The 22156-nt window shown below is 69.2% G+C and carries 17 protein-coding genes and 1 tRNA gene; 14 read left to right on the top strand and 4 right to left on the bottom strand.

Annotation, left to right across the window (positions count from 1 at the left end; all coding sequences use genetic code 11):
• Nucleotides 1–2 precede the first annotated feature (2 nt).
• Both ACZ5LB_RS01835 and ACZ5LB_RS01830 read right to left on the bottom strand, forming a co-directional pair.
• Nucleotides 3–1160, bottom strand: a complete 1158-nt coding sequence (locus tag ACZ5LB_RS01835) for an NAD(P)/FAD-dependent oxidoreductase (RefSeq protein WP_464604461.1) — start codon at nucleotides 1158–1160, stop codon at nucleotides 3–5.
• A complete protein-coding gene (locus ACZ5LB_RS01830) occupies nucleotides 1160–3295 on the bottom strand; it encodes an FAD-dependent oxidoreductase (protein ID WP_464604460.1) in 2136 nt (711 codons plus the stop codon). The genes ACZ5LB_RS01835 and ACZ5LB_RS01830 overlap by 1 nt, the downstream gene beginning before the upstream one ends.
• 128 nt (nucleotides 3296–3423) lie before the next feature.
• Between ACZ5LB_RS01830 and ACZ5LB_RS01825 the strand changes: the two genes are divergently transcribed.
• From ACZ5LB_RS01825 to ACZ5LB_RS01805, 5 genes are all read left to right on the top strand, one after another.
• On the top strand, nucleotides 3424–4827 hold the full coding sequence (locus ACZ5LB_RS01825; RefSeq protein WP_464604459.1) for an aspartate ammonia-lyase: 1404 nt from the start codon (nucleotides 3424–3426) through the stop codon (nucleotides 4825–4827).
• Nucleotides 4824–6050, top strand: coding sequence for a [FeFe] hydrogenase H-cluster maturation GTPase HydF (gene hydF / locus ACZ5LB_RS01820; protein ID WP_464604458.1), 1227 nt, complete (start codon nucleotides 4824–4826; stop codon nucleotides 6048–6050). The genes ACZ5LB_RS01825 and hydF overlap by 4 nt, the downstream gene beginning before the upstream one ends.
• Nucleotides 6037–7101 (top strand): [FeFe] hydrogenase H-cluster radical SAM maturase HydE, encoded by a 1065-nt coding sequence (hydE, locus tag ACZ5LB_RS01815; protein ID WP_464604457.1) that lies wholly within the window; start codon nucleotides 6037–6039, stop codon nucleotides 7099–7101. The genes hydF and hydE overlap by 14 nt, the downstream gene beginning before the upstream one ends.
• Nucleotides 7102–7248: 147 nt before the next feature.
• Complete coding sequence (locus tag ACZ5LB_RS01810; protein ID WP_464604456.1) at nucleotides 7249–9384, top strand: FAD-dependent oxidoreductase; 2136 nt, start codon at nucleotides 7249–7251, stop codon at nucleotides 9382–9384.
• Nucleotides 9385–9451: 67 nt separating this feature from the next.
• Entirely contained in the window at nucleotides 9452–10441 is a 990-nt protein-coding gene (locus ACZ5LB_RS01805) for a cation diffusion facilitator family transporter (RefSeq protein WP_464604455.1), read from the top strand.
• A 5-nt stretch (nucleotides 10442–10446) separates the two neighbouring features.
• On the opposite strand, the gene ACZ5LB_RS01800 is transcribed toward ACZ5LB_RS01805, so the two are convergent.
• Nucleotides 10447–11514: a hypothetical protein gene (locus tag ACZ5LB_RS01800; protein ID WP_464604454.1), complete on the bottom strand. Its 1068-nt coding sequence runs from the start codon at nucleotides 11512–11514 to the stop codon at nucleotides 10447–10449.
• Nucleotides 11515–11667: 153 nt separating this feature from the next.
• Here ACZ5LB_RS01800 and flhA point away from each other — a divergent pair, with 153 nt between their 5' ends.
• From flhA to ACZ5LB_RS01755, 9 genes are all read left to right on the top strand, one after another.
• Nucleotides 11668–13752, top strand: a complete 2085-nt coding sequence (flhA, locus tag ACZ5LB_RS01795) for a flagellar biosynthesis protein FlhA (protein ID WP_464604453.1) — start codon at nucleotides 11668–11670, stop codon at nucleotides 13750–13752.
• A gap of 31 nt (nucleotides 13753–13783) precedes the next feature.
• Nucleotides 13784–15067 carry a flagellar biosynthesis protein FlhF gene (gene flhF / locus ACZ5LB_RS01790; protein WP_464604452.1) on the top strand — a complete coding sequence of 428 codons (1284 nt, stop codon included), beginning with the start codon at nucleotides 13784–13786 and terminating at the stop codon, nucleotides 15065–15067.
• A gap of 25 nt (nucleotides 15068–15092) precedes the next feature.
• Nucleotides 15093–15956 (top strand): MinD/ParA family protein, encoded by an 864-nt coding sequence (locus tag ACZ5LB_RS01785; protein ID WP_464604451.1) that lies wholly within the window; start codon nucleotides 15093–15095, stop codon nucleotides 15954–15956.
• On the top strand, nucleotides 15953–16798 hold the full coding sequence (locus ACZ5LB_RS01780; protein WP_464604450.1) for a FliA/WhiG family RNA polymerase sigma factor: 846 nt from the start codon (nucleotides 15953–15955) through the stop codon (nucleotides 16796–16798). Before ACZ5LB_RS01785 ends, ACZ5LB_RS01780 begins: the two co-directional genes overlap by 4 nt.
• A gap of 12 nt (nucleotides 16799–16810) precedes the next feature.
• Nucleotides 16811–17836 (top strand): flagellar motor switch protein FliM, encoded by a 1026-nt coding sequence (fliM, locus tag ACZ5LB_RS01775; protein WP_464604449.1) that lies wholly within the window; start codon nucleotides 16811–16813, stop codon nucleotides 17834–17836.
• Between the two features lies 1 nt (nucleotide 17837).
• Nucleotides 17838–18818, top strand: a complete 981-nt coding sequence (gene fliN, locus ACZ5LB_RS01770; protein ID WP_464604448.1) for a flagellar motor switch protein FliN — start codon at nucleotides 17838–17840, stop codon at nucleotides 18816–18818.
• A gap of 119 nt (nucleotides 18819–18937) precedes the next feature.
• Nucleotides 18938–20770: a glutamine--fructose-6-phosphate transaminase (isomerizing) gene (gene glmS / locus ACZ5LB_RS01765; protein ID WP_464604447.1), complete on the top strand. Its 1833-nt coding sequence runs from the start codon at nucleotides 18938–18940 to the stop codon at nucleotides 20768–20770.
• Nucleotides 20771–20789: 19 nt separating this feature from the next.
• Nucleotides 20790–21338: a hypothetical protein gene (locus ACZ5LB_RS01760; RefSeq protein WP_464604446.1), complete on the top strand. Its 549-nt coding sequence runs from the start codon at nucleotides 20790–20792 to the stop codon at nucleotides 21336–21338.
• Nucleotides 21339–21352: 14 nt separating this feature from the next.
• A tRNA-Val gene (locus ACZ5LB_RS01755) sits at nucleotides 21353–21428 on the top strand.
• Between the two features lie 170 nt (nucleotides 21429–21598).
• Here the strand turns inward: ACZ5LB_RS01755 and ACZ5LB_RS01750 are convergent.
• Nucleotides 21599–22156, bottom strand: coding sequence for a hypothetical protein (locus ACZ5LB_RS01750; protein ID WP_464604445.1), 558 nt, complete (start codon nucleotides 22154–22156; stop codon nucleotides 21599–21601).

Below are 22156 nucleotides of genomic sequence, written 5' to 3'. Positions count from 1 at the left end.
GCCTACTTCAGCGCCTCGGCCCCCCCGAAGACCCGCGCCGGGCTCAGCTCCTCCAGGACGGCGGCGTCGCCCTCCCGCAGGGTGTCCGTGGCCAGCCGCGCCACCAGGGCGCCCACGCCGGGGCCCAGCATGTAGCCCTGGCCGCACATGCCGATGGCGTCGATGTAGCCTTCCAGCGAGGCGGAACGCCCCACCAACGGCGCGCCGTCGGGGGTCATGGGATAGAGGCCGCGCCAGGTGCGGCGCACCTTCAGGTTGCCCAGCTTGGGCATGAGGTCCACCATGCGCCGGGCGATCATGGGCAGGTAGGCGCTGGTCTCGCGGCGGTCCGAGCCCACCACGGGCGGGTTCGGGGTGATGCAGAAGACCACCTGGCCGGGCTTGTGCTGGTAGAAGTAGAAGTTCTCGGATCCGGGGGCGGGGCGGATGTCGACCACCATGGGATCCAGGAAGGGGGCCACGGCCTCGCTGATGCCCGCCTCGTGACAGTCGGGAACCACCGGCGCGTCCAGGCCCCCGGCCTGGGCCACGGCCCGGGCCCAGGGTCCGGCGGCGTTCACCACGCACCCGGTGGCGTATCCGCCCTTGTCGGTGCGCACGCCGACCACCTTGCCCTTGCGCCGCATGATGCTGGTGACCTTCTCGTTGAAGCGGAACTCCACGCCCAGTCCCACCGCGCGGCGGTGGAAGCCCAGGCAGCTGCGCATGGGCGAGGCCGAGCCGTCCTCGGGGGAGAACGTCCCCCCCAGCAGCCCTTCCTCGCGCAGGCCCGGAGCCACCCGCAGCATCTCCTCCCGGTCCTTCCACTCGATGTTGAGGCCGGCCTTCTTCTGCACCACCAGGAGGTTCTTCAGGAGGCGCTCCTCCTGGGCGCGGTAGGCCACGAAGGCGTACCCGCCCCGGGCCCACTCGATGTCCCAGCCGTGCTCCTCCTTCCAGTGGCCGAAGGTCTCCAGGCTGTCCAGGCACAGCTTGATCTTGGCGGGCGCGGAGTGCGTGGCGCGGATGCCACCGATGGCGCACTTGTTGCTGCCCTGGCCCGGGGAGGCGAACTGGTCCAGGCAGAGAACCTTCAGTCCCTTTTCCGCCAGGTGCATGGCAGTGGGCATGCCGACGCTGCCCGCGCCGATGACGATGACGTCGAAGACGGCCGTGCTCATCACAGACCTCCCTGGAAGGCGCCGACCGCGTGGGCGCGCGCCACGTCCTGCACGGGACCTTCCCCCGTCACCACGCCCGCGAAGGCCCCCAGGGGCACCTCCATGAAGATGGGCCGCTGGGTGAAGCCGGTGATCGCGGAATCCGGGACGCCCTCCTCGCGGAAGATGCGCCGGATGAGCCCGGGGCAGGTCTTGCCGCCGCAGGCGCCCATGCCGGCCCGGGTCGCCGCCTTCAGTTCGTTCATGTCGCGCACGCCGGCCCGGATCTGGGCCCGCACCTCGCCGGCCGTGACGCGCTCGCAACGGCAGACGATCTCGTCGTCGGCGAGGCGCTCCACGTACCCGGCCATGGGCTCGGAAACCCAGGGCTGCTGCACCCGGATGCCCGCGATCCGCTTGGCGATGTCCAGGGGCGCCCGGACCTTGACCAGCATGGCGTGATCCGCGAACTTGGGCGACCGCACCCGGTCCACCTTCACGTTGCCCAGGATCCCGCCCAGGGTGTCCAGCACCGTGACGGTGTCGCCGGCCTTCAGGGTCGAGCCGGGGAATTCGTACGGGATGGAGACCAGCACCTCGTCGCCGCCCCGGCGGTAGTCCAGGAGGGTGATGGCCAGCCCCGGGCACACCGCCACGCACTGTTCGCAGGCGATGCAGTCCTTCTCGTTGAAGGTCGGCACCCCCAGGATGTCGTTGCCTTCGATCATGATCGAGCCCTGCGGGCAGATGCTGGTGCAGGGGTTGCAGGGGATCTCCTGGCTGCAGTGGAAGACCGGGAACACGCCCTTCTCGCTGTCGGGGATCTCCTCGGTGATGGTGGCGCCGGGCCGGGACTTGAGCACCGCGGCGGTGCGGTGCCACTCCGGCGGCACCTCCCCCGTGTCGCGGCCCAGGGCCTTGGCGATCTCCAGGCCCCGGATCTTGCCCGTGAACATGGCCGCCGAAGCCTCCGCGATCTCCTCGGCGTCGCCGGCGGAATACACGGGAAGGCCGAACTCCTTGGCCTTGGTGTAGAACTCGTTCACCGGCTCCAGGCCCACCGCCACGAGGACCGTGTCGCACGCGAAGGTCTTCTCGGAGCCGGGAACCACCCGCCAGGCCGGGTCCAGTTGGGCGATGGTCACCGATTCCACCTCGCCCTCGCCGTTGGCCGAGATGACGGTGTGGCTGGTGTGGATGGGCACGCCCATGCGCACCAGCTTGTCCCGGTGCACCTTGTAGCCGCCGCACTCCGGAAGGGCCTCGCAGAGGCCCACCACCTCGATGCCCGCCTGCAGCGCGTGGTAGGCGGCGATCAGCCCCACGTTGCCGCCGCCGATGACGAAGAGGCGCTCGGAAGGCTTGACCATGTCGCGGTTCACCAGCGTCTGGAAGGCGCCGGCGCCGTAGACGCCCGGCAGGGTGTTGCCCCGGAAGACCAGCGACTTCTCCCTCGCGCCGGTGGCCACCAGCAGCACCTGGGGCTGAACCAGGACATAGTGCCCTTCCCGCAGGATGCCCACCTTGCGGTCCGAGAAGACCGCCAGGGCGTTGCTGTTGGCCCAGATCCGGACGTTCTCGTGGGTGCGGACCTCCGCCTCGAGCTTGCGTCCGATGTCCATGCCGCGCGTTCCCGCGTGGCAGGCGTCGATGGACCCGAAGAACTTGTGGGTCTGGAGCACGAGCTTGCCGCCCAGGTCGGCCTTGTCGTCCACCAGGATCACGCCCACGCCCGCCTTGCCCAGTTCCACCGCGGCCGACAGCCCCGCGGGACCGCCGCCCAGGATCAGGCATTCCACGTTCAGGGTCTCGATGTCCCGGAAGGCCAGGTCCCCGGAGGCGACGTCGGGCAGGACGGGCTTGCCGTCCAGGGGGGCCACGGCCATGCCTTCCTTCACGGGCACCATGCAGGACTTCACCGGCAGTCCGTCGGCGATGACCGAGCACTGGGCGCACTGGCCGTTGGCGCAGAAGATGCCCATGGGGGCGCCGTCCTTGTGGTGGTGGCCGAAGGTCCGGATGCCGTTGGAGAATAGCGCCGAGGAGATCGTCTCCCCCACCCTCGCCTTGAGTTCCCTTCCCTGCCAGGTGAAGGCCAGGGTGGGTTCCGCAGGGATGGGCAGGATCGGGTGTTCCTTTATCCGGTAGTCCGACATGCCTGAACTCCTCTCGTCCTCAATTCAACCACCCCCGCGCCGGGAGCCGGGGCGGGTTGTGACCGGGGTCGCAGCGTTGAAACGGATTCTCAGGAACGGGGACCCCGCCGGTATCCTATCCTGGAGCCATGAGCGAGACCCGCCGGGAGAAGGACACCCTTGGAGAGCTGGACGTCCCGGCCTCGGCCCGCCACGGCGTGCACACCGCGCGGGCCCTCCAGAACTTTCCCCTGCTGGGACGGCCCGTGCACCCGGCGCTGGTCCACGCCTTCGGCGCCGTGAAGCTGGCCGCCCTGCGCACCAACCGCAACCTGGGCTTCTTCCCCGACGCGGCCCGGGCCGACGCCCTGGAACGCGCCTGCCGGGAGCTCATGGACGGCCTCCTGGACGCCGACGTGGCCGTGGACGCCCTCCAGGGCGGGGCCGGCACGTCCACCAACATGAACGTCAACGAGGTGCTGGCCAACCGCGCCCTGGAGCTGCTGGGCCTGCCCCGGGGCGACTACGCGTCGGTGTCGCCCCTCGACCACGTGAACCTCCACCAGAGCACCAACGACACCTTCCCCACCGCCCTGCGCATCGCGGCCATCGGGGGCCTGCGCGAACTGGAGCGCCAGGTGCTGGCCCTCCAGGAGGCCTTCCAGGCCCAGGAGAAGGCCCTCGCCCACGTGGTCAAGGTGGCCCGCACCGAGCTCCAGGACGCCGTGCTCACGACCCTGGGCCGGTCCATGGGCGCCTACGCCGAGGCCCTCAACCGCGACCGCTGGCGCCTGGCCAAGGCCGAGGAGCGCCTTCGCGTGGTGAACCTGGGCGGCACGGCCATCGGCACGGGCCTGGCGGCGCCCACGGAGTACGTCTTCCGCGTGGTGGACGAGCTGCGCGACCTCACCGGCATGGGCCTCGCCCGCGCCGAGAACCTGGTGGAGGCCACCCAGAACGTCGACACCCTCGTGGAGGTCTCGGGGCTCCTCAAGGCGCTGGCCACCACGCTGGTGAAGATCTCCACCGACCTGCGGATCCTCTCCAGCGGCCCCGAGGCGGGCCTGGGCGAGCTGCGGCTCCCCCCGCGCCAGGCAGGAAGCTCCATCATGCCCGGCAAGGTCAATCCCGTGATTCCCGAGGCCGCCACCCAGGCCGCGGTGCTGGCCATGGCCCACGACCAGGCCATCTCCATGGCCGCGGCCATGGGCTCCCTGGAGCTGAACCCCTTCCTGCCGCTGGTCGCCCACGGGCTGCTGGAGAGCTTCGACCTCCTGGCCCGGGCCTGCATGATCCTGCGCGTCCATTGCGTGGAAGGCCTGTGCGCCGACGAGGCCCGCTGCCGCGCCCAGGTGGACAACGGCACCGCCGCGGCCACCGCCCTCCTGCCCCTGCTCGGCTACGAACGCGTGTGCGAGCTGGTGGCCCGCGCCGCGGGCCGGGGCCTGCGCGCCGCGGGCATCGAGGAGGGCTACTTCACCGCCGCGCAATTCGACGAGCTCACCAGCCCCGAGGCGGTGGGCCGCCTCGGTTTCAGGAAACCCCGCCCATGACCCAGCCCGCCCCCCGCTCCCTCCGCCTGCACATCGGTTTGTTCGGCCGACGCAACGTGGGCAAATCCTCCCTTCTCAATGCGTTCACCCGCCAGCAGGTGAGCATCGTCTCCGACGTGAAGGGCACCACCACCGACCCGGTGGAGAAGCCCATGGAGCTGCTGCCCCTGGGCCCCGTGCTCTTCGTGGACACCGCCGGGGTGGACGACGAGGGGGCCCTGGGCGAGCTGCGCATGGCCCGCACCCGCGCCGTGCTGGACCGCGTCGACCTGGGCGTCATCGTCACCGAGGGCACCAGCTGGGGCGAATTCGAGGCGGGACTCCTTGCCGAGCTCCAGGCCCGGAAGGTGCCCGCCCTGGTGGTGCACAACAAGGCGGACCTGGGCGGCGACGCCGCCCCGCGCCACCCGGCGGACCTGCCCTTCGTGGCCGTGAGCGCCCTGCGGGGCACCGGCATCCCCTCCCTCAAGGAGGCCCTGCTGCGCCTGGCCCCGGCGGACTTCTTCGACAACCGGCGCCTGGTGTCGGACCTGGTGCCCCCGGGGGGCCTCGCCGTGCTGGTGGTGCCCATCGACAAGGAGGCCCCCAAGGGCCGCCTCATCCTGCCCCAGGTCATGGCCATCCGGGATCTCCTGGACGGGGAGTCCATGGTGATGGTGGTGCAGGAACGCGAGCTGCGGCCCGCCCTGGCCCGGCTCAAGGAGCCGCCGGCCCTGGTGGTCACCGATTCCCAGGCCTTCCTGAAGGTGGCCGCCGACGTGCCCAGGGACGTGCCCATGACCAGCTTCTCCATCCTCATGAGCCGTTTCCAGGGCGACCTGGCCGAGCAGGTGCGCGGCACCCTGGGCATCGAGCGGCTCAAGGGCGGCGACCGGGTCCTGGTGGCCGAGACCTGCGGGCACCACCCCGTGGGCGAGGACATCGGCCGCGTGAAGATCCCCCGCTGGCTCACCCAGTACGTGGGGGCGAAGCTGGAGTTCGAGCACGTCCAGGGCCGGGACTTCCCGGGCGACCTCACGCCCTACGGCCTCATCGTGCACTGCGGCAACTGCACCGGAAACCGCCGGGAGATGCTCAGCCGCATCCACCGGGCCCGGGAGGCCGGCGTGCCGCTCACCAACTACGGCCTGACCATCGCGTATTCCCTGGGGATCTTCGCGCGGGCCCTGGAGCCCTTCCCCGCCGCCAAGGCCCTCCTGGAGACCGCGCATGCAGCGAACTGAGATCCTTCACTGGCTCAAGGAGACCGACGAGGCCCGCCTGGAGGAGCTGTGGGCGCGCGCCGACGCCGTGCGCAAGGCCAACGTGGGCGACGAGGTTCACCTGCGCGGCCTCATCGAGATCAGTAACTACTGCGTGCGCCAGTGCGCCTACTGCGGCATCAACGCCTGCTCCCAGGGCATCACCCGGTACCGCATGCCGCCCGCCGAGATCCTGGCCTGCGCGCGGGAGGCCCACCGCCTGGGGTACGGCTCCGTGGTCATGCAGTCCGGGGAGGACCCGGGCCTGAAGGCCGGGACCATCACCGCCATCGTCCGGGAGATCAAGGCCACCACCCCCCTGGCCGTGACCCTCAGCCTGGGCGAGCGCGAGGACGACGAGCTCAAGGAATGGAAGGCCGCCGGCGCCGACCGGTTCCTGCTGCGCTTCGAGACCAGCGACCCCGCCCTGTACGACGTCATCCACCCCTCGCTGCCGGGCACCCTTTCGGATCGCCTGGCCCAGCTGGACCGCATGCGGAGCTTCGGATACGAGATCGGCACCGGCGTCATGGTGGGCATCCCCGGCCAGACCTGGGAGATCCTCGCCCAGGACATCGACACCTTCCGCCACTACGACATGGACATGATCGGCATCGGCCCCTTCCTGCCCAGCCCGCGCACCCCCCTGGGGGGCCCGGACGCCGCCTCCTACCGGGCGCCGGAGGACGAGCAGGTGCCCAACGACGAGCTGACCACGCTCAAGGCCGTGGCCCTCGCCCGCATCGTCTGCCCCGGTTCCAACATCCCCAGCACCACCGCCCTGGCCACCCTCGATCCCAAGGCCGGGCGCGAACTGGGGCTTTGCCGCGGCGCCAACGTGGTGATGCCCAACGTGACGCCGCCGGAGTACCGGGTGCTCTACGAGATCTACCCCGGCAAGGCCTGCGTGCACGAGACCGCGCAGGTGTGCCACGGCTGCATGGAGGCGCGGATCCGGTCCATCGGCCGGGTCATGGGCAAGGGTCCGGGAGGACGGCGCAAGGCACCGGTTTCCCTGACGGAAGGCCCCTGACCCGTCCGGGTGGGCAACACGCGTGAAATTGAATTTTAATTTATTTATTAATTAAAAAATCAAAGAACGAAAATCCATTCTGAATCCACATTGTCCACGAATCGTGGATAGCTTATATTTTTATAAGCAGTTTATCGAAGGATTTTCATGCGATCTTCCATCACCCTCCCCTCGGCCATCGGGCTTGGCCTCCTCCTCGCCTGCAATTCCCACCCGCCAGCCAAGGAGGTGCCCACCCCCGCCGCCGCGCCCGACCCGAGGGTCGCCGCCCTGGACAAGGCCCTGGCGGGGGACCCCACCCTGGACCACCCCGCGGTGCGGGAAGCGGTGAAGGCGGCCTGTTTCCATCCCGCGGGCATCTGGTCCGCGGCCGGCGGCACCGCGGACGCAGCGCCCGGGGCCGGGGAGATCCTGAGGACGCTGGTCCGGCCCTGGCTGCGCCCCGTCCTCATGGAAGCCGTCGACGCGACGTTCCGGGAACGCTCCCGTGACCTTTCGATGGCCCGCGGCGCCTTCCACTACAACGTCGCCATCCTGGGATCCGGGCCGGTCGGCGCGGTGGCCGCCCTCAACCTCCGCCAGGCCAACCCGGGGTTGAAGGTGGCCCTGATCGAGGAGCAGGCCCGTCCGGGGCAAACCTTCCGGACCTTCGGACGCTTCACCTGGATCAACAGCCCCGAGCGGGGAGCGGCATCCACCAACCGCTTCCCGGGCCTGCCCCTGGCCGCCCGGGACCTGCTGGAGCCGGACACCGTCCAGGACACGCCCTATTTCCTCATGCCTTACCACCTGGCCGATCTGACGGAACTGACCGCGTTGACCAGCGGGGCGGACTGCTGGCTGGGCGTCCAGGCCGAGCGCCTCGAGCCCAGCCCGGGCCAGGGCCTGGCGATCCGCATGCGGGGCACCGGTCCCCGGATCACCGCCGACCGGGTCCTGGTGGCCAGCGGCCTCGGCCAGGTGGCGCCGCCGGCCGACCCCGCGAAACGCGCCCCGGCCGTGGACACCTTCGAGCACATCACGGCCCGGGCCACCGCGCTGGTGGAGCGCAACCGGCTCCGCCGCGGGGCTCACGCCTCCTTCATGGCCCCCTACGCCGGCAAGTCGATCGCGATCATCGGCGCCGGGGATTCCGCCAACAACCTCGCAGAACTCGCCGCCGGCTACGCGCCGCCAGAGCTTTACGGGAAGGCCATTTCGGAAGCCGCCCAACCCGGCCCCAGGAACGGCCCCGCCATCGGCGATCCGCAGGGCCCGGCATCCGTGGTCTGGGTCCGCCAGCGCGCCGCCGACGCCGCCGCCTTCGTGGCGGGGAACAAGCTGCGCTACCACAAGACCGTCACCGCCTCCTACGGCGCCTTCACCCTCGCCCCGGAGCGCCTCCGCGCCCTCCACCCCCTGCCGTCGGGCCAGGTGGAACTGGAGCTCGAGGCCACCGGCGCGGGCCCGGGCCGCCGCGTCACCGTGGACTTCGTGTGGCGCGCCACGGGCCAGGAGGTCGCATCCTCCCCCGCCATCCGCGCGCTCTACCAGGACGTCCACGGCACCCAGGGCTCGTCCGGGGCCGTGAGGAACTGGATCGGCACGCTGGACACCGTGAGGGGCCCCATCACCGGCAACGCCCCGGGCCCCTTCCAGGGCAAGGTGGTGGAGACGACCGTCGGCAGGCGCATGCCCGGCACCAGCGCCCTCCTGGAAACCTACTTCGGCGGGGCGGTGGCGAGCCCCCTGGCCACGCCCCAGGAGCTCCAGGACCTCTCCATCACCCGCAACGCCGCATCCCTCGAGACCAATCTTCCGCGCGCGGCCTCCCTCGCCGCCCACCTGGCGGCGCTTCCCGGCTACCTGCCGGCGGCGCCCCCCGTGGTCCCCCCAGCCACGCCGGGCCCCGTGCTGACGCCCGCCGCCGGCCACGCGTCCTGGTCCGCGCTGGTGCGCCCGCGTTCGCGCCGCCCGGGGATCCTCATGGCCGGCCTGCCTTCGGATCCGGCCCGCCGCGGCGCCTATACGCAGATCGCCCTCGCCTCGATCCTGGGCCGAACCCTCCACGGACAGCGATTCCCGGTGGACTTCATCCTGCGCTTCCAGGCCTCCGACGGAGCGCTGACCGTGGGCGCCGAGAACCTCCCGGCGGACCAGGCCAATGCCCTCATCCAGGACCTCGGCGCCCGAACCGAATTCCTGGCCCTGGCCCGGGATCTTGCCCGGCGGAGCCCCAAGGGCGTGGCGGTTCGCGTGCCGGGCGGCTTCCCGGCCGACGCCTCCCGGGTGCAGGTCCAATAGAGTTGCCGGGGCGGTCCCCTGGTTCCATGATGGAAACCTGAGCCCCTTGCGGGGCACAGAGGAAGGCATGGACGAGGAAGCTCTTTCACAAAAATCCAGGATCCGCGTGTCGGCGCTCTCCATCGCCGCGGGCTTGTTCATCCTCGGCATGAAGTACTATGCCTTCTACATCTCCCATTCCGCGGCCCTGAAGTCCGACGCCATCGAAAGCGTCGTCAACGTGGTGGCCGCGGTGTTCGCCCTGGGGGCCATCATCTTCGCGGGAAAGCCCGCGGACCGGGAGCACCCCTACGGCCACGGCAAGATCGAGCACTTCTCGGCGGCCTTCGAGGGCGGCATGATCAGCCTGGCGGCGGTGCTCATCGGCTACGAGGCCGTGCACTCCCTGGTGGACCGCCCCCCCCTGGAGCACCTGGGCAAGGGCATGGCCATCAACTTCGCCGCCGGTGTGCTCAACGGCGTGCTGGGGCTGTACCTCATCCATCACGGAAAGAAGCAGCGGTCCGCGGCCCTCGTGGCCGACGGCCACCACGTCATGTCCGACTTCTTCACCACGGTGGGCCTGGGATGCGCCCTGCTCCTGGTGCAGTTCACGGGCTGGCTGTGGCTGGACGCCATCATCGCCCTCGCCGTGGGCGGGCTCCTGGCCTGGACCGGGTTCAAGCTGGTGCGCTCCTCCAGCGCCGCCCTGCTGGACACCGAGGACCCCGACCTCCTGGACAAGCTGGTGGCCGCCATCAACCGCATCCGCCCCAAGGACATCCTGGCCATCCACGAGCTGCGCACCATGCGCTCGGGCCGCTACATCCACGTGGACATCCACATGGTGGTGCCCGAATTCTATGGAATCGCCCAGAGCCACGACCTGGCCGACGCCTTCGCCAAGGCGGTGGTGCGCGAGGCGGGCATCGAGGGCGAGCTCCACACCCACGTGGACCCCTGCCAGCGGTCCCTGTGCGACCACTGCGCCGTGGATCCCTGCCCCATCCGTCGGCAGAGCCAGGAACGCACCCAGCCCATCACCACCGACGAGGCCGTCGCGGCGGGGCCGGTCTAGGCCTCCTAGCTCACCGGCACCGTCAGCTTGGCCTGGAAGGAATCCCCCGCCTCGTTGGTGATCTCGCACACCAGCTCGAGGGCCGGGCCTTCGCCGGCATCGAAGGACACCAGGGGCGCGTCGGCCCCGGCGGTGACGACCCCGCCGGTGACCTTCCACGCGTAGCGGCACCCGGCCTGTTCCACGACGCTGGCCCGCAGGCCCTTGGCGCCCGGGGCGACCCGGCCGGGGCCCTTCACGGCGCCGGCGGGGGCGGCCACGACCTTGACGGGCACCGAGGTCCGGATGGACGGGTCGTCCTTGGACGACACCACCACCGTGTACACGCCGGGCACGGCCGGGGCGCGGTAGCGACCCGAGCCGTCCACCGTTCCACCCCCGGGCTCCCGCACCGACCACTTCACCTCGCCGGTGGTGCCGCCGTCCAGGGAGAACCCGAATTTCGTGCTGGCCCCCACGGTCACCGTGGCCGAGGCCGGATCCACCGAAAGGTCGACGCCGGGCACCAGGGGCACTTCCAGGGACGCCGTGAGGCCCTGGCCGGCGGCGTTCACCACCCGGCAGGAAAGCAGGACCTTGGAGCCCGCGCCGGCGTCGAAGGTCACCGAGGCGCCCCGGGCGCCGCCCTTGAGGACCCCGCCTTCCACCTTCCAGTCGTAGGTGGCTCCCTCCTGCGCCGGCACCGAGGCCTTCACCCCCCGGGCACCCGCCCACACCCGCGCCGGGACCGTGACGGGGCCCCTGGGGGGGGCCACGATCCGGACCGTGGCCGAGGCCGTGCGGCCTCCGTAGGCCCGGGCCACCACCGTGGCCGTGCCGGGCTCGGCCGGGGCCGTGAAATGTCCTGCCGCGTCCACAGACCCGCCCTGGGCCTCCCAGGTCACCGCGGGCCTCGAACCGTCCCGGGTCCGGGCCTTGAAGTCGGCGCCCTGCCCCGCGGTCACCGCCGCCGAGGCCGGCTCCACCACCAGGGGCGAGGGCGCCATGGGGGACACCGGCGCGATGGCCTTGGGCTCGACGCAGCCCAGGACCAGAAGGAGGCAGGCCGGGATCAGGAGGGTGGAATGAGCCATGAGCGTCTCCCCAGGAATGCCCCCAGTCTACCAAAGCCAAGGTTCCGCACCGGACCCCCGGGGGCGCGGGGGGCAGGAGCAAAGATAACCGTTTTTGATCTTAATACTTGAATGGTTGGCATCCCTTTCGCTCCCCGGTACCCCGGTGTCAACATGCTGACCTTCCTGGACAGGCTCCTTCCGTACATCACCCGCCTTTCGAAGCGGGCGGATCTGGCCACGCCTGTTTTCGTGCTCATCGTCGTGGTCGTCATGATCCTGCCCCTGCCGGCGTTCGTGATCGACATCCTCATCGTCTTCAACATCACCATGTCCCTCCTGATCCTCATGGTGGGCATGTATGTGGCCAAGCCCCAGGAATTCAACGCCTACCCCTCCATCCTGCTGATCATCACCCTGTTCCGCCTGGCCCTGAACGTGGCCACCACCCGGCGGATCCTGCTGTACGGCGGCGAGCAGGGGCCCGAAGCGGCCGGACACATGGTCCAGGCCTTCGGCCAGTTCGTGGTGGGCGGCAGCTACATCATCGGCCTGGTGGTGTTCCTCATCCTCCTGGCCATCCAGTTCCTGGTCATCAACCACGGCTCCGGGCGCATCGCCGAGGTGACGGCCCGGTTCACCCTGGACGCCATGCCCGGCAAGCAGATGGCCATCGACGCCGACCTGAACGCCGGGTACATCGACGAGGTGGAGGCCCGCAAGCGCCGGCGGGAACTGGGCGAGGAGGCCAACTTCTACGGGGCCATGGACGGCGCCGTGAAGTTCACCCAGCGGGACGCCGTGGCGGCCCTGCTCATCCTGGCCGTGAACATCATCGCCGGCATCCTCATCGGCATCCTCAAATACAACCTCCCGGTCATGCAGTCCATGGAGACCTTCACGCTGCTGACCGTGGGCGACGGCCTGGTGACGGCCGTGCCCAGCCTGCTCATCTCGGTGGGCGGCGCCATCCTCACCACCCGCAGCGGCTCCCAGTCCCCCAACCTGGGCACCGAGGTCATGGGCCAGCTGGGCATGGACTACCGGCCCCTGGCCATCGCGGCGTCGGTGCTGTTCCTGTTCGGGGCGGTGCCGGGGCTGCCCCTGGTGCCCTTCTGGATCATGGGAATCATCTTCGGCGTCATGGCCTACGCCACCCGGAAGTTCGCCGCCCAGCGCCACGAGGCCAAGGCCGAACCCCGGGAGAAGGCCAAGTCCGACGCCCCCGAGCGGGTGGAGTCCCTGCTCAAGGTGGACCCCCTGGGCCTGGAGGTGGGCTACGGCCTCATCAGCCTGCTGGACGTGAACCAGGGCGGCACCGTGCTCGAGCGCATCAAGGCCCTGCGGCGCCAGATGGCCCAGGAGCTGGGCATCGTGGTGCCCCCCATCCGCATCCGGGACAACCTCCAGCTTCCCGCCAACACCTACCGGGTGCAGCTGCGGGGCGAGGAGATCGCCCGCAGCGAGGTCATCCCCGGCGCCTTCCTGGCCATGAACCCGGGCACCGCCACCGGCGACGTGCAGGGCACGCCCACCACCGAGCCCGCCTTCGGCCTTCCCGCCTTCTGGATCCAGGAGGCCCAGCGCGACCACGCCCAGCTCATGGGCTACACCGTGGTGGACCCCGCCACCGTCATCACCACCCACCTTTCCGAGCTCATCAAGCAGCAGGCCCCGGAGCTGGTGGGCCGCCCCGAGCTCCAGCAGCTCCTGGACACCCTCAAGGAGTCCACCCCCAAGCTCGTGGAGGAGCTGGTGCCCTCCGTGGTGCCCCTGGGCGTGCTCCTCAAGGTGGTGCAGAACCTCCTGCGCGAGCGGGTCCCCGTGCGCGACCTGGGCCGGATCCTGGAGGCCTGCGCCGACGCCATCGCCATCACCCGCGACCCCCTGACGCTCACCGAGTACGTGCGCCAGCACCTGGGGCGTTCGCTCACCACGCCGCACATCTCCGAGAACAACGAACTGGGCGTGCTCATGCTGGACCCGCAGCTCGAGCAGACCATCCAGTCCGGGATCGAGACCACCGACCGGGGCAGCTTCCTCGCCCTGGACCCGGGCCGCCTGCAGGAGATCCTCGGCCGGATCTCCACGGGCATCACCAACCTCCTGCCAGGAGCCCAGCCCGTGCTCCTCACCAATCCCGTGGTGCGGCCCCACCTGCGCCGCCTCCTGGAGCGGGCCCTGCCCCACCTGGTCGTCCTGAGCCACAGCGAGATCCCCATGGACGTGCGCGTGGTCAACCTCGGGACGGTCTCATGAAGCCACCCACCCCCCCACATCGGATGGACCCATGCGTGTGAAGACTTTCGAAGCCGCTTCCATGCAGGAGGCCCTCGCCGTCGTCAAGCGCGACATGGGCGAGGAGGCCTTCATTCTCTCCACCCGCACCAAGCGGCGGAAATCCCTCCTGGGCGAGGAAACCTACATCGAGGTCACCGCCGCCGTGGACGAGCAGCCCGCGGCCGCCAACGGTACCTACGGCCTCCGGGACCCCCTGGCCAGCCGCCCCGTGGAGCCCCCCAGGCCCCTCCAGGTGAAGGCCCCGCCCGCCCCGGCACCCGTCCCGGCCCCCGCACCGGCGCCGCCCCCCGCGCCTCCCGTGGACCTCCAGCCCCTGCGCCGCGAACTCCTGGAGATCAAGGGCGCCGTGGAGGCCCTCAAGGACGTGGAGACGCGGAACGCCTCCATCCTGCGCGAGCTGGACCTCATGAAGGCCCAGCTCACCCGCATCCAGAAGCAGGGCATGCCCCAGTCCCAGATGCAGCTGCCCCAGACGCTCCTGGAACTCTACGGCGACCTGGTGGCCAACGACGTGGACCCCTTCATCGCGCTGCGCCTTTGCGAATACACCCAGCGCACGCTCCTGGACCAGGACGGGGAGAGCCCCCTGGACCCCGAGAAGGCGCGGATCTTCATGCGGCGGATCATCGCCGACTTCATCCCCGTGGCCCCGCCCATCCAGCTGGAATCCGGCAAGACGCGCGTGGTGGCCCTGGTGGGTCCCACCGGCGTGGGCAAGACCACCACCATCGCCAAGCTCGCCGCCTACGCCAAGCTCGAACTCAAGCAGAAGGTGGCCCTGCTCACCCTGGACACCTTCCGCATCGCCGCGGTGGACCAGCTCCACCAGTACGCCGAGATCCTCCAGGTCCCGCTGCACGTGGCCCTGACGGTGGAGGACCTCAAGAGCGCCCTGCGCTTCTACCAGGACCGCACCCTGGTGCTCATCGACACCCCCGGCCACAGCCCCAAGGACGGCGAGATGATGGCCCAGCTGCGCCGCTTCCTGGACGAGCTCCCCGACGTGGAGGTGCACCTGGTCCTCTCGGCCACCACCAAGCCCCGGGACCTGGCCGACATCGCCCAGCGCTTCGAGTCCCTCAAGCCCACGCGCATGGTGTTCACCAAGCTGGACGAGACGAGCACCCTGGGCCCCCTGCTCAGCACCCTGGTGCGGGTCAAGCGCCCCCTGAGCTACCTGGGCACGGGCCAGGAGGTCCCCCAGGACCTCGAGATGGCCACCAGCCGCCGTCTGGCGGACCTGATCCTCCCCCTGCCCCAGCCGGCCTGCTAACCCTGTTCGAAATCCTGGCGGTAACATGAACGATCAAGCCAATCGACTGCGCGCCCTCTCCCGGAACCAGCCCGCCGCGAGCACCCTCTTCGGTTCCCGGGTCATGGCCATCGCCTCCGGCAAGGGAGGCGTGGGCAAGACCAACGTGGTCGCGGGCCTCGCCATGTCCCTGGCCCAGATGGGCCAGCGGGTGGTGGTGCTGGACGCCGACTTCGGCCTGGCGAACCTGGACATCCTCCTGGGGCTCAGCCCCCAGTGGACCCTCGAGCACGTGCTCCGCGGCGAGAAGCTCCTGGAGGAGATCCTCCTGGACGGGCCCTTCGGCATCCGCATCATCCCCGCCTCCAGCGGCATCCAGGAGCTGACCCGCCTGGACGCGGCGGCCGAGCTGCGTCTGGTCCAGGGCCTCCAGCGGGTGTCCCAGGGCATCGACTGGCTGCTCATCGATACCGCCGCCGGCATCCATGATTCCGTGATCAAGCTGCTCATGGCCGCCCAGGAGGTGCTCCTGGTGACCACCCCCGAACCCACCGCCCTGGTGGACGCCTACGCCATGGTGAAGACCGTCCACCTGCGGGACCCCCACAAGCCCCTGTGGCTCCTGGTGAACAATGCCCAGAACGCCGAGGAGGCCGAAGAAACGGTCGACCAGCTCCAGGCCGCCACCCGGCGGTTCCTGAGCCGGGACCTGCAGGTGCTGGGCATGGTGCCCACCGACCCGTTCATGCTCCAGGCGGTGCGCCAGCAGCGGTGCGTGGCCGACCTCTACCCCCAGTCCCCCTCCTCCCAGGCCTTTCTCGGCGCGGCACAGCAGTTGCAACAGAAGATCCCCTTACAAAAGGAGGGATTTGCTGCATTCTGGAAAGGCCTTAGCGCAGAGGAGCCATGACGGAGGGAAGCCAGGGAGGAAACGGCCCGACGGCCAGGAAGCCCCCGACGCCCGCAGCCCGGGCGGCCATGAGCGCCTATGGCCGCAACACGCCGCCACCGCCCCAGCCCGAGGCCCCCGAAGCCGAGCCGGACATCCAGGATCGCGAGTACCTCATCACCGAATGCCTGCCCCTGGTGAAGTTCGTGGCCCACCGCATTTCCAGCCGCCTGCCCTCCCACGTGGAGATGGACGACCTCATCCACTCGGGCATCCTCGGCCTCATGGACGCCGTGCGCAAGTTCGAGCCCGACCGCAACGTCAAGTTCAAGACGTACGCCGAGCAGCGCATCCGCGGCGCCATCCTGGACGGCCTGCGGGACCTGGACTGGGTCCCCCGCAGCCTGCGCCGCAAGAAGAAGGACATCGAGACCGCCTACCACCTCCTGGAACAGCAGCACGGCAGGGCCGCCACCGACGAGGAGGTGGCCGCCCACCTGGGCCTGGCCCTGGAGGACCTCCACCACAGCCTGGACGAGCTCAAGGGCGTGACCCTGGGTGCCTTCGTGGAAGCGGGCGAAAACGGGGAAGGCGAGAACCTCATCAGCTTCGTGCCCGACCCGGACGGCGAGAACCCCCACATCCTGCTGCAGGCGCGGGAGGTGCGACAGCTTCTCAAGTCCGCCGTGGAGCGCCTGCCCACCAAGGAGCGGTTCGTGGTGCAGCTGTACTATTTCGAGGAGCTGACCATGAAGGAAATCGGCACGCTCCTCAACATCACCGAAAGTCGGGTATCGCAATTGCATACCAAGTCCATGCTCCGGCTCCGGGGCAAGCTGAAAGAGCGGCGCATCGATGGTTGAACGGACTGACAAATGGCCAAGATTCTAAGCCAGGAAGAGGTAGATGCCCTCCTGAAGTCCCACGCCAAGGGGGCCAAGGCACCTGCACCCGCTGCCGCGTCCGCGGACCGTCCCGCGGCCGGGCCCGCCCCCCAGAAGGCAAAAAAGGCCCAGTCCCAGAAGAAGGTCAGCCTCTACAACTTCCGCCGCCCCGACCGGGTGAGCCGGGAGCAGATGCGCAGCCTGCACTTCATGCATGACCGGTTCGCCCGGAACTTCTCCAGCTCCCTTTCCGCCTACCTGCGCACCATCACCGAGGTGAACCTGGTCTCCGTGGAGCAATTGAGCTACCAGGAGTTCCTCCTCTCGGTGCCCGACCCCACCTGCTTCAACGCCATCTCCATCCGCCCCCTGGAGGGCGCCTTCGCGCTGGAGGTGAACCCCCAGCTGGTGTTCCCCATCATCGACAAGATGCTGGGCGGCCCCGGCGACCCCCTGAAGAACCTGCGCACCATGACCGACATCGAGCAGTCCATCTTCGACGGCGTGCTCAAGCTGGCCCTGGACGACCTGCGCGAGGCCTGGCGGGGCATCATCGACCTGGACTTCAAGATCCAGGCCCGGGAGACCAGCCCCCAGCTCATCCAGATCGTGGCCCCCAACGAGGTGGTCCTGCTGGTGGTCTTCGAGGTGAAGATGGGCACGGTGGTGGGCATGATCAACCTGGCCATCCCGTCCATCATCCTGGAGCCCGTGGCCAACAAGTTCGACCAGGAGATGTACACGGGCTACAAGAAGTCCGGCACCTTCGAGGAGGCCCGCCTCCTCATGGAGAGCATGAAGAAGTGCGACATGGCCGTGGCCGCCGAGATCCGGGGCACCAACCTCCGGCTTTCGGAGATCCTCGCCCTGCAGGAGGGCGACCTCATCCCGCTCACCAAGCGTTTCGACGCCATGCTCGACCTCACCGTGGACGGCATCCCCCGGTTCCACGGCTACGTGGCCCTCAACTCAAACCAGAAGCGGGTCTTCCAAGTGACCGCCAGCAAGGAGGGATGACATGGATCCCGTGATGTCCGACCTCGACCAGAAGATCGGCGGATGCTTCGCAGAGAGCATGTCGAGCGTGTTCTCCATGCTCACCGGCCGGGAATTCGCCATCAAGCCCCAGGACGGCAACACCCTGGACCACGTGGGCGTCTCGGTGCTCCACCAGGCCACGGTGGTCTACGTGAAGGCCCACTACACCAAGGGCATGACCGGCCAGCTCCTCTTCGCCCTCCCCCTCAAGGAGGGCACCATGCTGGTGGACCTCATGCTGGGCGGGGACGGCACGCCCTCCACCGAGCTCGCCGGCGACAGCCGGGACGCCCTGGCCGAGACCTTCAACCAGATCATGGGCTCGGCCAACCAGGCCCTGTCGGACCTGGCCGGGGAGACCCTCTCCATCTCCAACGTCGAGATCTTCTCCGCCGAAGGCGGCGAGTCCAGCGGCCTGGAGGAGATCATGGGCCCCGGCCCCTTCTACGACCTGCCCCTGGAGACGAGCCAGGAGAGCCTGGGCACCGTCATCCACCTGCTCATCCCCGACCTGCTCATCCAGCAGCTCAAGCGCAAGCTGGGCATCGGCGAGACCGCCGCCGCCCCGGCCCCGGCCGCCGCCCCCGAAGCCCCCGCGCCCGTGGCGGCCCCCGCCGCCGCGCCCCGGGCCGCCGCGGGCCCCGCCCCCGCCGCCGCCCCCGCCGCAGGCCCTCCCCAGCGGCAGGCCTCCACCGTGGACACCGGCAACCTGGACCTGCTCCTGGACATCGAGCTGCCCCTCATGGTCCGCATGGGCCAGACCGAGATGCAGCTGGGGGAGCTGCTCAAGCTCACCCCCGGTTCCATCCTCGAGCTGAACCGCGCCGCCGACGCCCCCGTGGAGCTGCTGGTGAACAGCAAGCTCATCGCCCGGGGCGAGGTGGTGGTGGTGGACGGCAACTTCGCCTTCCGCATCACCGAGATCGAGAGCACCGACGCGCGCATCCGGAGCCTGGTGTAGGGACCGTGGCAGATTCGCCACACCCTCGGCCACACCCCCCCACACGCCCTGTGGGTGAATGAACCACATTGGCAAATTCCCGCAAATGGTCTTAACTTGGGTCTGACCCAGGAGCCTCCATGTGCGGAATCGTCGGATACATCGGCAGCGAAAGCGCCGCGCCCATCCTCGTCGAGGGCCTCAAGAGCCTCGAATACCGAGGCTATGACAGCGCCGGCATCGCGCTCGCCCCCGGCGGCGGCACGTTCCGCATCACCCGGGCCTCGGGCAAGCTGCGCAACCTCCAGAACCGGGTGGACATGGCCGACCCCGCCACCACCGGCATCGGGCACACCCGCTGGGCCACCCACGGCCGGCCCACGGAGGAGAACGCCCACCCCCACCGCAGCGCCGACGGCCAGATCGTGGCCGTGCACAACGGCATCTTCGAGAACTTCCTGGAACTGCGCGCGGAGCTGAAGGCCGCGGGCCAGGCCTTCGTCACCGAGACCGACACCGAGTGCTTTCCCGTGATGGTCGCCCACCTCATGAAGACCGAACCCGACTTCAAGGAGGCCTTCCGCAAGGCCGTGGGGCGCATGCACGGCATCTACGCCATCGGCTGCCTCCACGCCGAGGACCCCGGGCGCATCCTGGTGGCCCGCAGCGGCCCCCCCCTCGTCATCGGCCTGGGCGAGGGCGAGAACTTCCTCGCCTCCGACGTCGTCCCCCTGCTCCGCCACACCCGGCGCGTGATCTACCTCGAGGACGGCGACCTCGCGGAAATCACCCGGGACAAGGCCACCGTCTTCCGCCAGGACGGCACCCCCGTGGAACGGCCCGTCTTCGTGGTGCCCTTCGACCCCGTGGCCGCCGAAAAGGGCGGGTTCAAGCACTTCATGCAGAAGGAGATCTTCGAGCAGCCCCTGGCCGTGTCCAACACGCTCCTGGACCGCCTGCCCCTGGACGGCGGCGACGTGCCCCTGGGCCTGCCCTTCACCGACGAGGAGCTCAAGGGCTTCCGGCGCATCGCCATCCTCGCCTGCGGCACCAGCCGCCACGCGGGCCTGGTGGGGCAGTTCTACCTGGAGCAGCTGGCGCGCATCGGCGTGGACGTGGACTACGGCTCTGAATATCGTTACCGCGATCCCGTGGTCATGGCCGACACCCTCGCCATCGGCATCACCCAGAGCGGCGAGACCGCAGACACCCTGGCCGCCATGAAGGAGGCCGCCGCCCGCGGCGCCCGCGGCATGGCCATCTGCAACGTGCAGGGCTCCACCGCGGCGCGCCTGGCCGAGGCCACCCTCCTCACCCACGCCGGCCCCGAGATCGGCGTGGCCTCCACCAAGGCCTTCACCACCCAGCTGGTGGTCCTGCTCCTGCTGGCCCTGCGCCTGGGCCAGGCCCGGGGCACCCTGGACCCGGCGGTGCGCGCCGAGATCGTCCAGGCCCTGCGCGAGCTCCCCGCCCTCCTGGAGCGGGTGGCCTCCACGGAGCAGAAGATCCACCAGTGGGCCCAGAAGTGGCACGAGGCCACCGACTTCCTCTACCTGGGCCGGGGCCCCCTCTACCCCATCGCCCTGGAGGGCGCCCTCAAGCTCAAGGAGCTTTCCTACATCCACGCCGAGGGCTACCCCGCCGGCGAGATGAAGCACGGCCCCATCGCCCTCATCGACCGCCACCTGCCCATCGTGGCCGTCATGCCCCGGGACGCCCACCGGGAGAAGGTCCTGTCCAACCTGCAGGAAGCCGCCGCCCGCGACGGCCGCATCCTGGCCCTGGTGGAGGAGGGCGACACCGGCCTGGACCACATCGCCGAGGACGTCCTGCACCTGCCCAAGGTCAACCCCTGGCTCGCGCCCATCCTCTACGTGGTGCCCCTCCAGCTCCTGAGCTACCACATCGCCGTCATCCGCGGCTGCGACGTGGACCAGCCCCGGAACCTCGCCAAGAGCGTCACCGTGGAGTGATCCCCGGGTATCCTGGCTCATGCCCGCGAAACCCGCCCCCAGACGCAATGTGGCCCTGGTCCTCCTGTGGACCGTGGTGCTCCTCACGGGCTGGCTCGTGGCCGTGCAGGCCGCCCTCATCGCCTTCGCCCACCAGGGCCATTGGCAGTGGCCCTCCACCTACCGGGCCGAGGTCGTGGAGGTCTTCACGGACACCTCCAACGCCTTCACCCGCGACGTGTACGTCACCATCGACGGCGAGCTGGAGACCATCACCCTCCCCAAGCCCGACGCCGCCCGCCTCAAGCCCCACGACACCATCCGCGTCCTGGATAACTTCTACGCCACCCCCCTGCGCCCCGCCCAGTTCATCCTCACCCCCAGCCGCGTCCTGGCCGAATTCCCCGAGATCTTCCTCATCCTCGCCCTCCTGGCCATCCTGCTCATCCGCCGCTCCCGCTGGGGCCTCATCCCCGACCCCCCTCCCGTCCCCGAAGCCGAGAAGAAGGTCTTCCGCGACACCTTCCACCAGCGCGCCCGGCGCCACAGCGAGAACCCCTCGACAAAACCCCCCGATGCGCTAGAATGAAACTTCGTCGAAATTGGCGCGTAGCTCAGGGGTTAGAGCACTACCTTGACACGGTAGGGGTCGGTGGTTCGATTCCACTCGCGCCAACCAAAACAAAGCAAGAAATAGCGGCCACTTACGAGTGGCCGCTAGCTTTTTCAGAGATCGATTTTTCCCCGATTTTGGGGGCCGTGTCCGCGAGGTGTCCGAAACATGCCTGCGGATGACCTAGGGGGGCTGCAGCCACAGGCGCACAGATCTGAAGACCACCACCGAGTCATTCAATCTGACCCCACAAGACCGGATTGCCAAAAGAGCCACTGCCATTCCTCGGAAAGGCACCATTTTTGGCTATCAGCGGATTCGATAACAATCCCCCCTTCAACCAGGTAGGTTAGCGCAGAGCCCAGCGCCGCCTGGTACATCAATAGGGAAGTCCCAGCCGCTTTAGCAATTCCCTGCTCAGACAGTCGTGGCCTCTTTAATTGCACACGCAAGGCATCACGAAGCACTTCGGACTTGGGAATGGGCTTACCACGCCGCACCAAAGCCATGGTTATGGCATCCATCATCGGATTGACAATCAGACTGTGAGGGCTTTTTAACAGTTCTACAGCACGGAGCAACCTGGATGCGTAGTAAATCTCAACGCCCAATTTTCCCACCTTGCGACTAAGGGGAGTTGCCTGAATCTGAAATTTAAGAGGTGAAGCGATAACCTCGATAATCGTCGAAACCGCTAATGGGTGGAATGGGTCTAGCCCATGCAGCGCGAGGGCCCCGGTTATTGCCCTCTCCACATCGTCACTGAGTTTTTTACCATCAAAGAAATTCTCCAC

The sequence above is a fragment of the Mesoterricola sp. MK458 genome, from assembly GCF_055384935.1.
Note: the sequence above shows the minus strand (reverse complement) of the source record. Positions and strands in the feature narration are given on the sequence as shown.

Excerpts from the sequence above, each read along its gene's own strand:
- ACZ5LB_RS01835 (WP_464604461.1), bottom strand. The coding sequence starts at position 1,160 with ATGAGCACGGCCGTCTTCGACGTCATCGTCATCGGCGCGGGCAGCGTC.
- ACZ5LB_RS01830 (WP_464604460.1), bottom strand. The coding sequence starts at position 3,295 with ATGTCGGACTACCGGATAAAGGAACACCCGATCCTGCCCATCCCTGCG.
- ACZ5LB_RS01825 (WP_464604459.1), top strand. The coding sequence starts at position 3,424 with ATGAGCGAGACCCGCCGGGAGAAGGACACCCTTGGAGAGCTGGACGTC.
- hydF (WP_464604458.1), top strand. The coding sequence starts at position 4,824 with ATGACCCAGCCCGCCCCCCGCTCCCTCCGCCTGCACATCGGTTTGTTC.
- hydE (WP_464604457.1), top strand. The coding sequence starts at position 6,037 with ATGCAGCGAACTGAGATCCTTCACTGGCTCAAGGAGACCGACGAGGCC.
- ACZ5LB_RS01810 (WP_464604456.1), top strand. The coding sequence starts at position 7,249 with ATGCGATCTTCCATCACCCTCCCCTCGGCCATCGGGCTTGGCCTCCTC.
- ACZ5LB_RS01805 (WP_464604455.1), top strand. The coding sequence starts at position 9,452 with ATGGACGAGGAAGCTCTTTCACAAAAATCCAGGATCCGCGTGTCGGCG.
- ACZ5LB_RS01800 (WP_464604454.1), bottom strand. The coding sequence starts at position 11,514 with ATGGCTCATTCCACCCTCCTGATCCCGGCCTGCCTCCTTCTGGTCCTG.
- flhA (WP_464604453.1), top strand. The coding sequence starts at position 11,668 with ATGCTGACCTTCCTGGACAGGCTCCTTCCGTACATCACCCGCCTTTCG.
- flhF (WP_464604452.1), top strand. The coding sequence starts at position 13,784 with ATGCGTGTGAAGACTTTCGAAGCCGCTTCCATGCAGGAGGCCCTCGCC.
- ACZ5LB_RS01785 (WP_464604451.1), top strand. The coding sequence starts at position 15,093 with ATGAACGATCAAGCCAATCGACTGCGCGCCCTCTCCCGGAACCAGCCC.
- ACZ5LB_RS01780 (WP_464604450.1), top strand. The coding sequence starts at position 15,953 with ATGACGGAGGGAAGCCAGGGAGGAAACGGCCCGACGGCCAGGAAGCCC.
- fliM (WP_464604449.1), top strand. The coding sequence starts at position 16,811 with ATGGCCAAGATTCTAAGCCAGGAAGAGGTAGATGCCCTCCTGAAGTCC.
- fliN (WP_464604448.1), top strand. The coding sequence starts at position 17,838 with ATGGATCCCGTGATGTCCGACCTCGACCAGAAGATCGGCGGATGCTTC.
- glmS (WP_464604447.1), top strand. The coding sequence starts at position 18,938 with ATGTGCGGAATCGTCGGATACATCGGCAGCGAAAGCGCCGCGCCCATC.
- ACZ5LB_RS01760 (WP_464604446.1), top strand. The coding sequence starts at position 20,790 with ATGCCCGCGAAACCCGCCCCCAGACGCAATGTGGCCCTGGTCCTCCTG.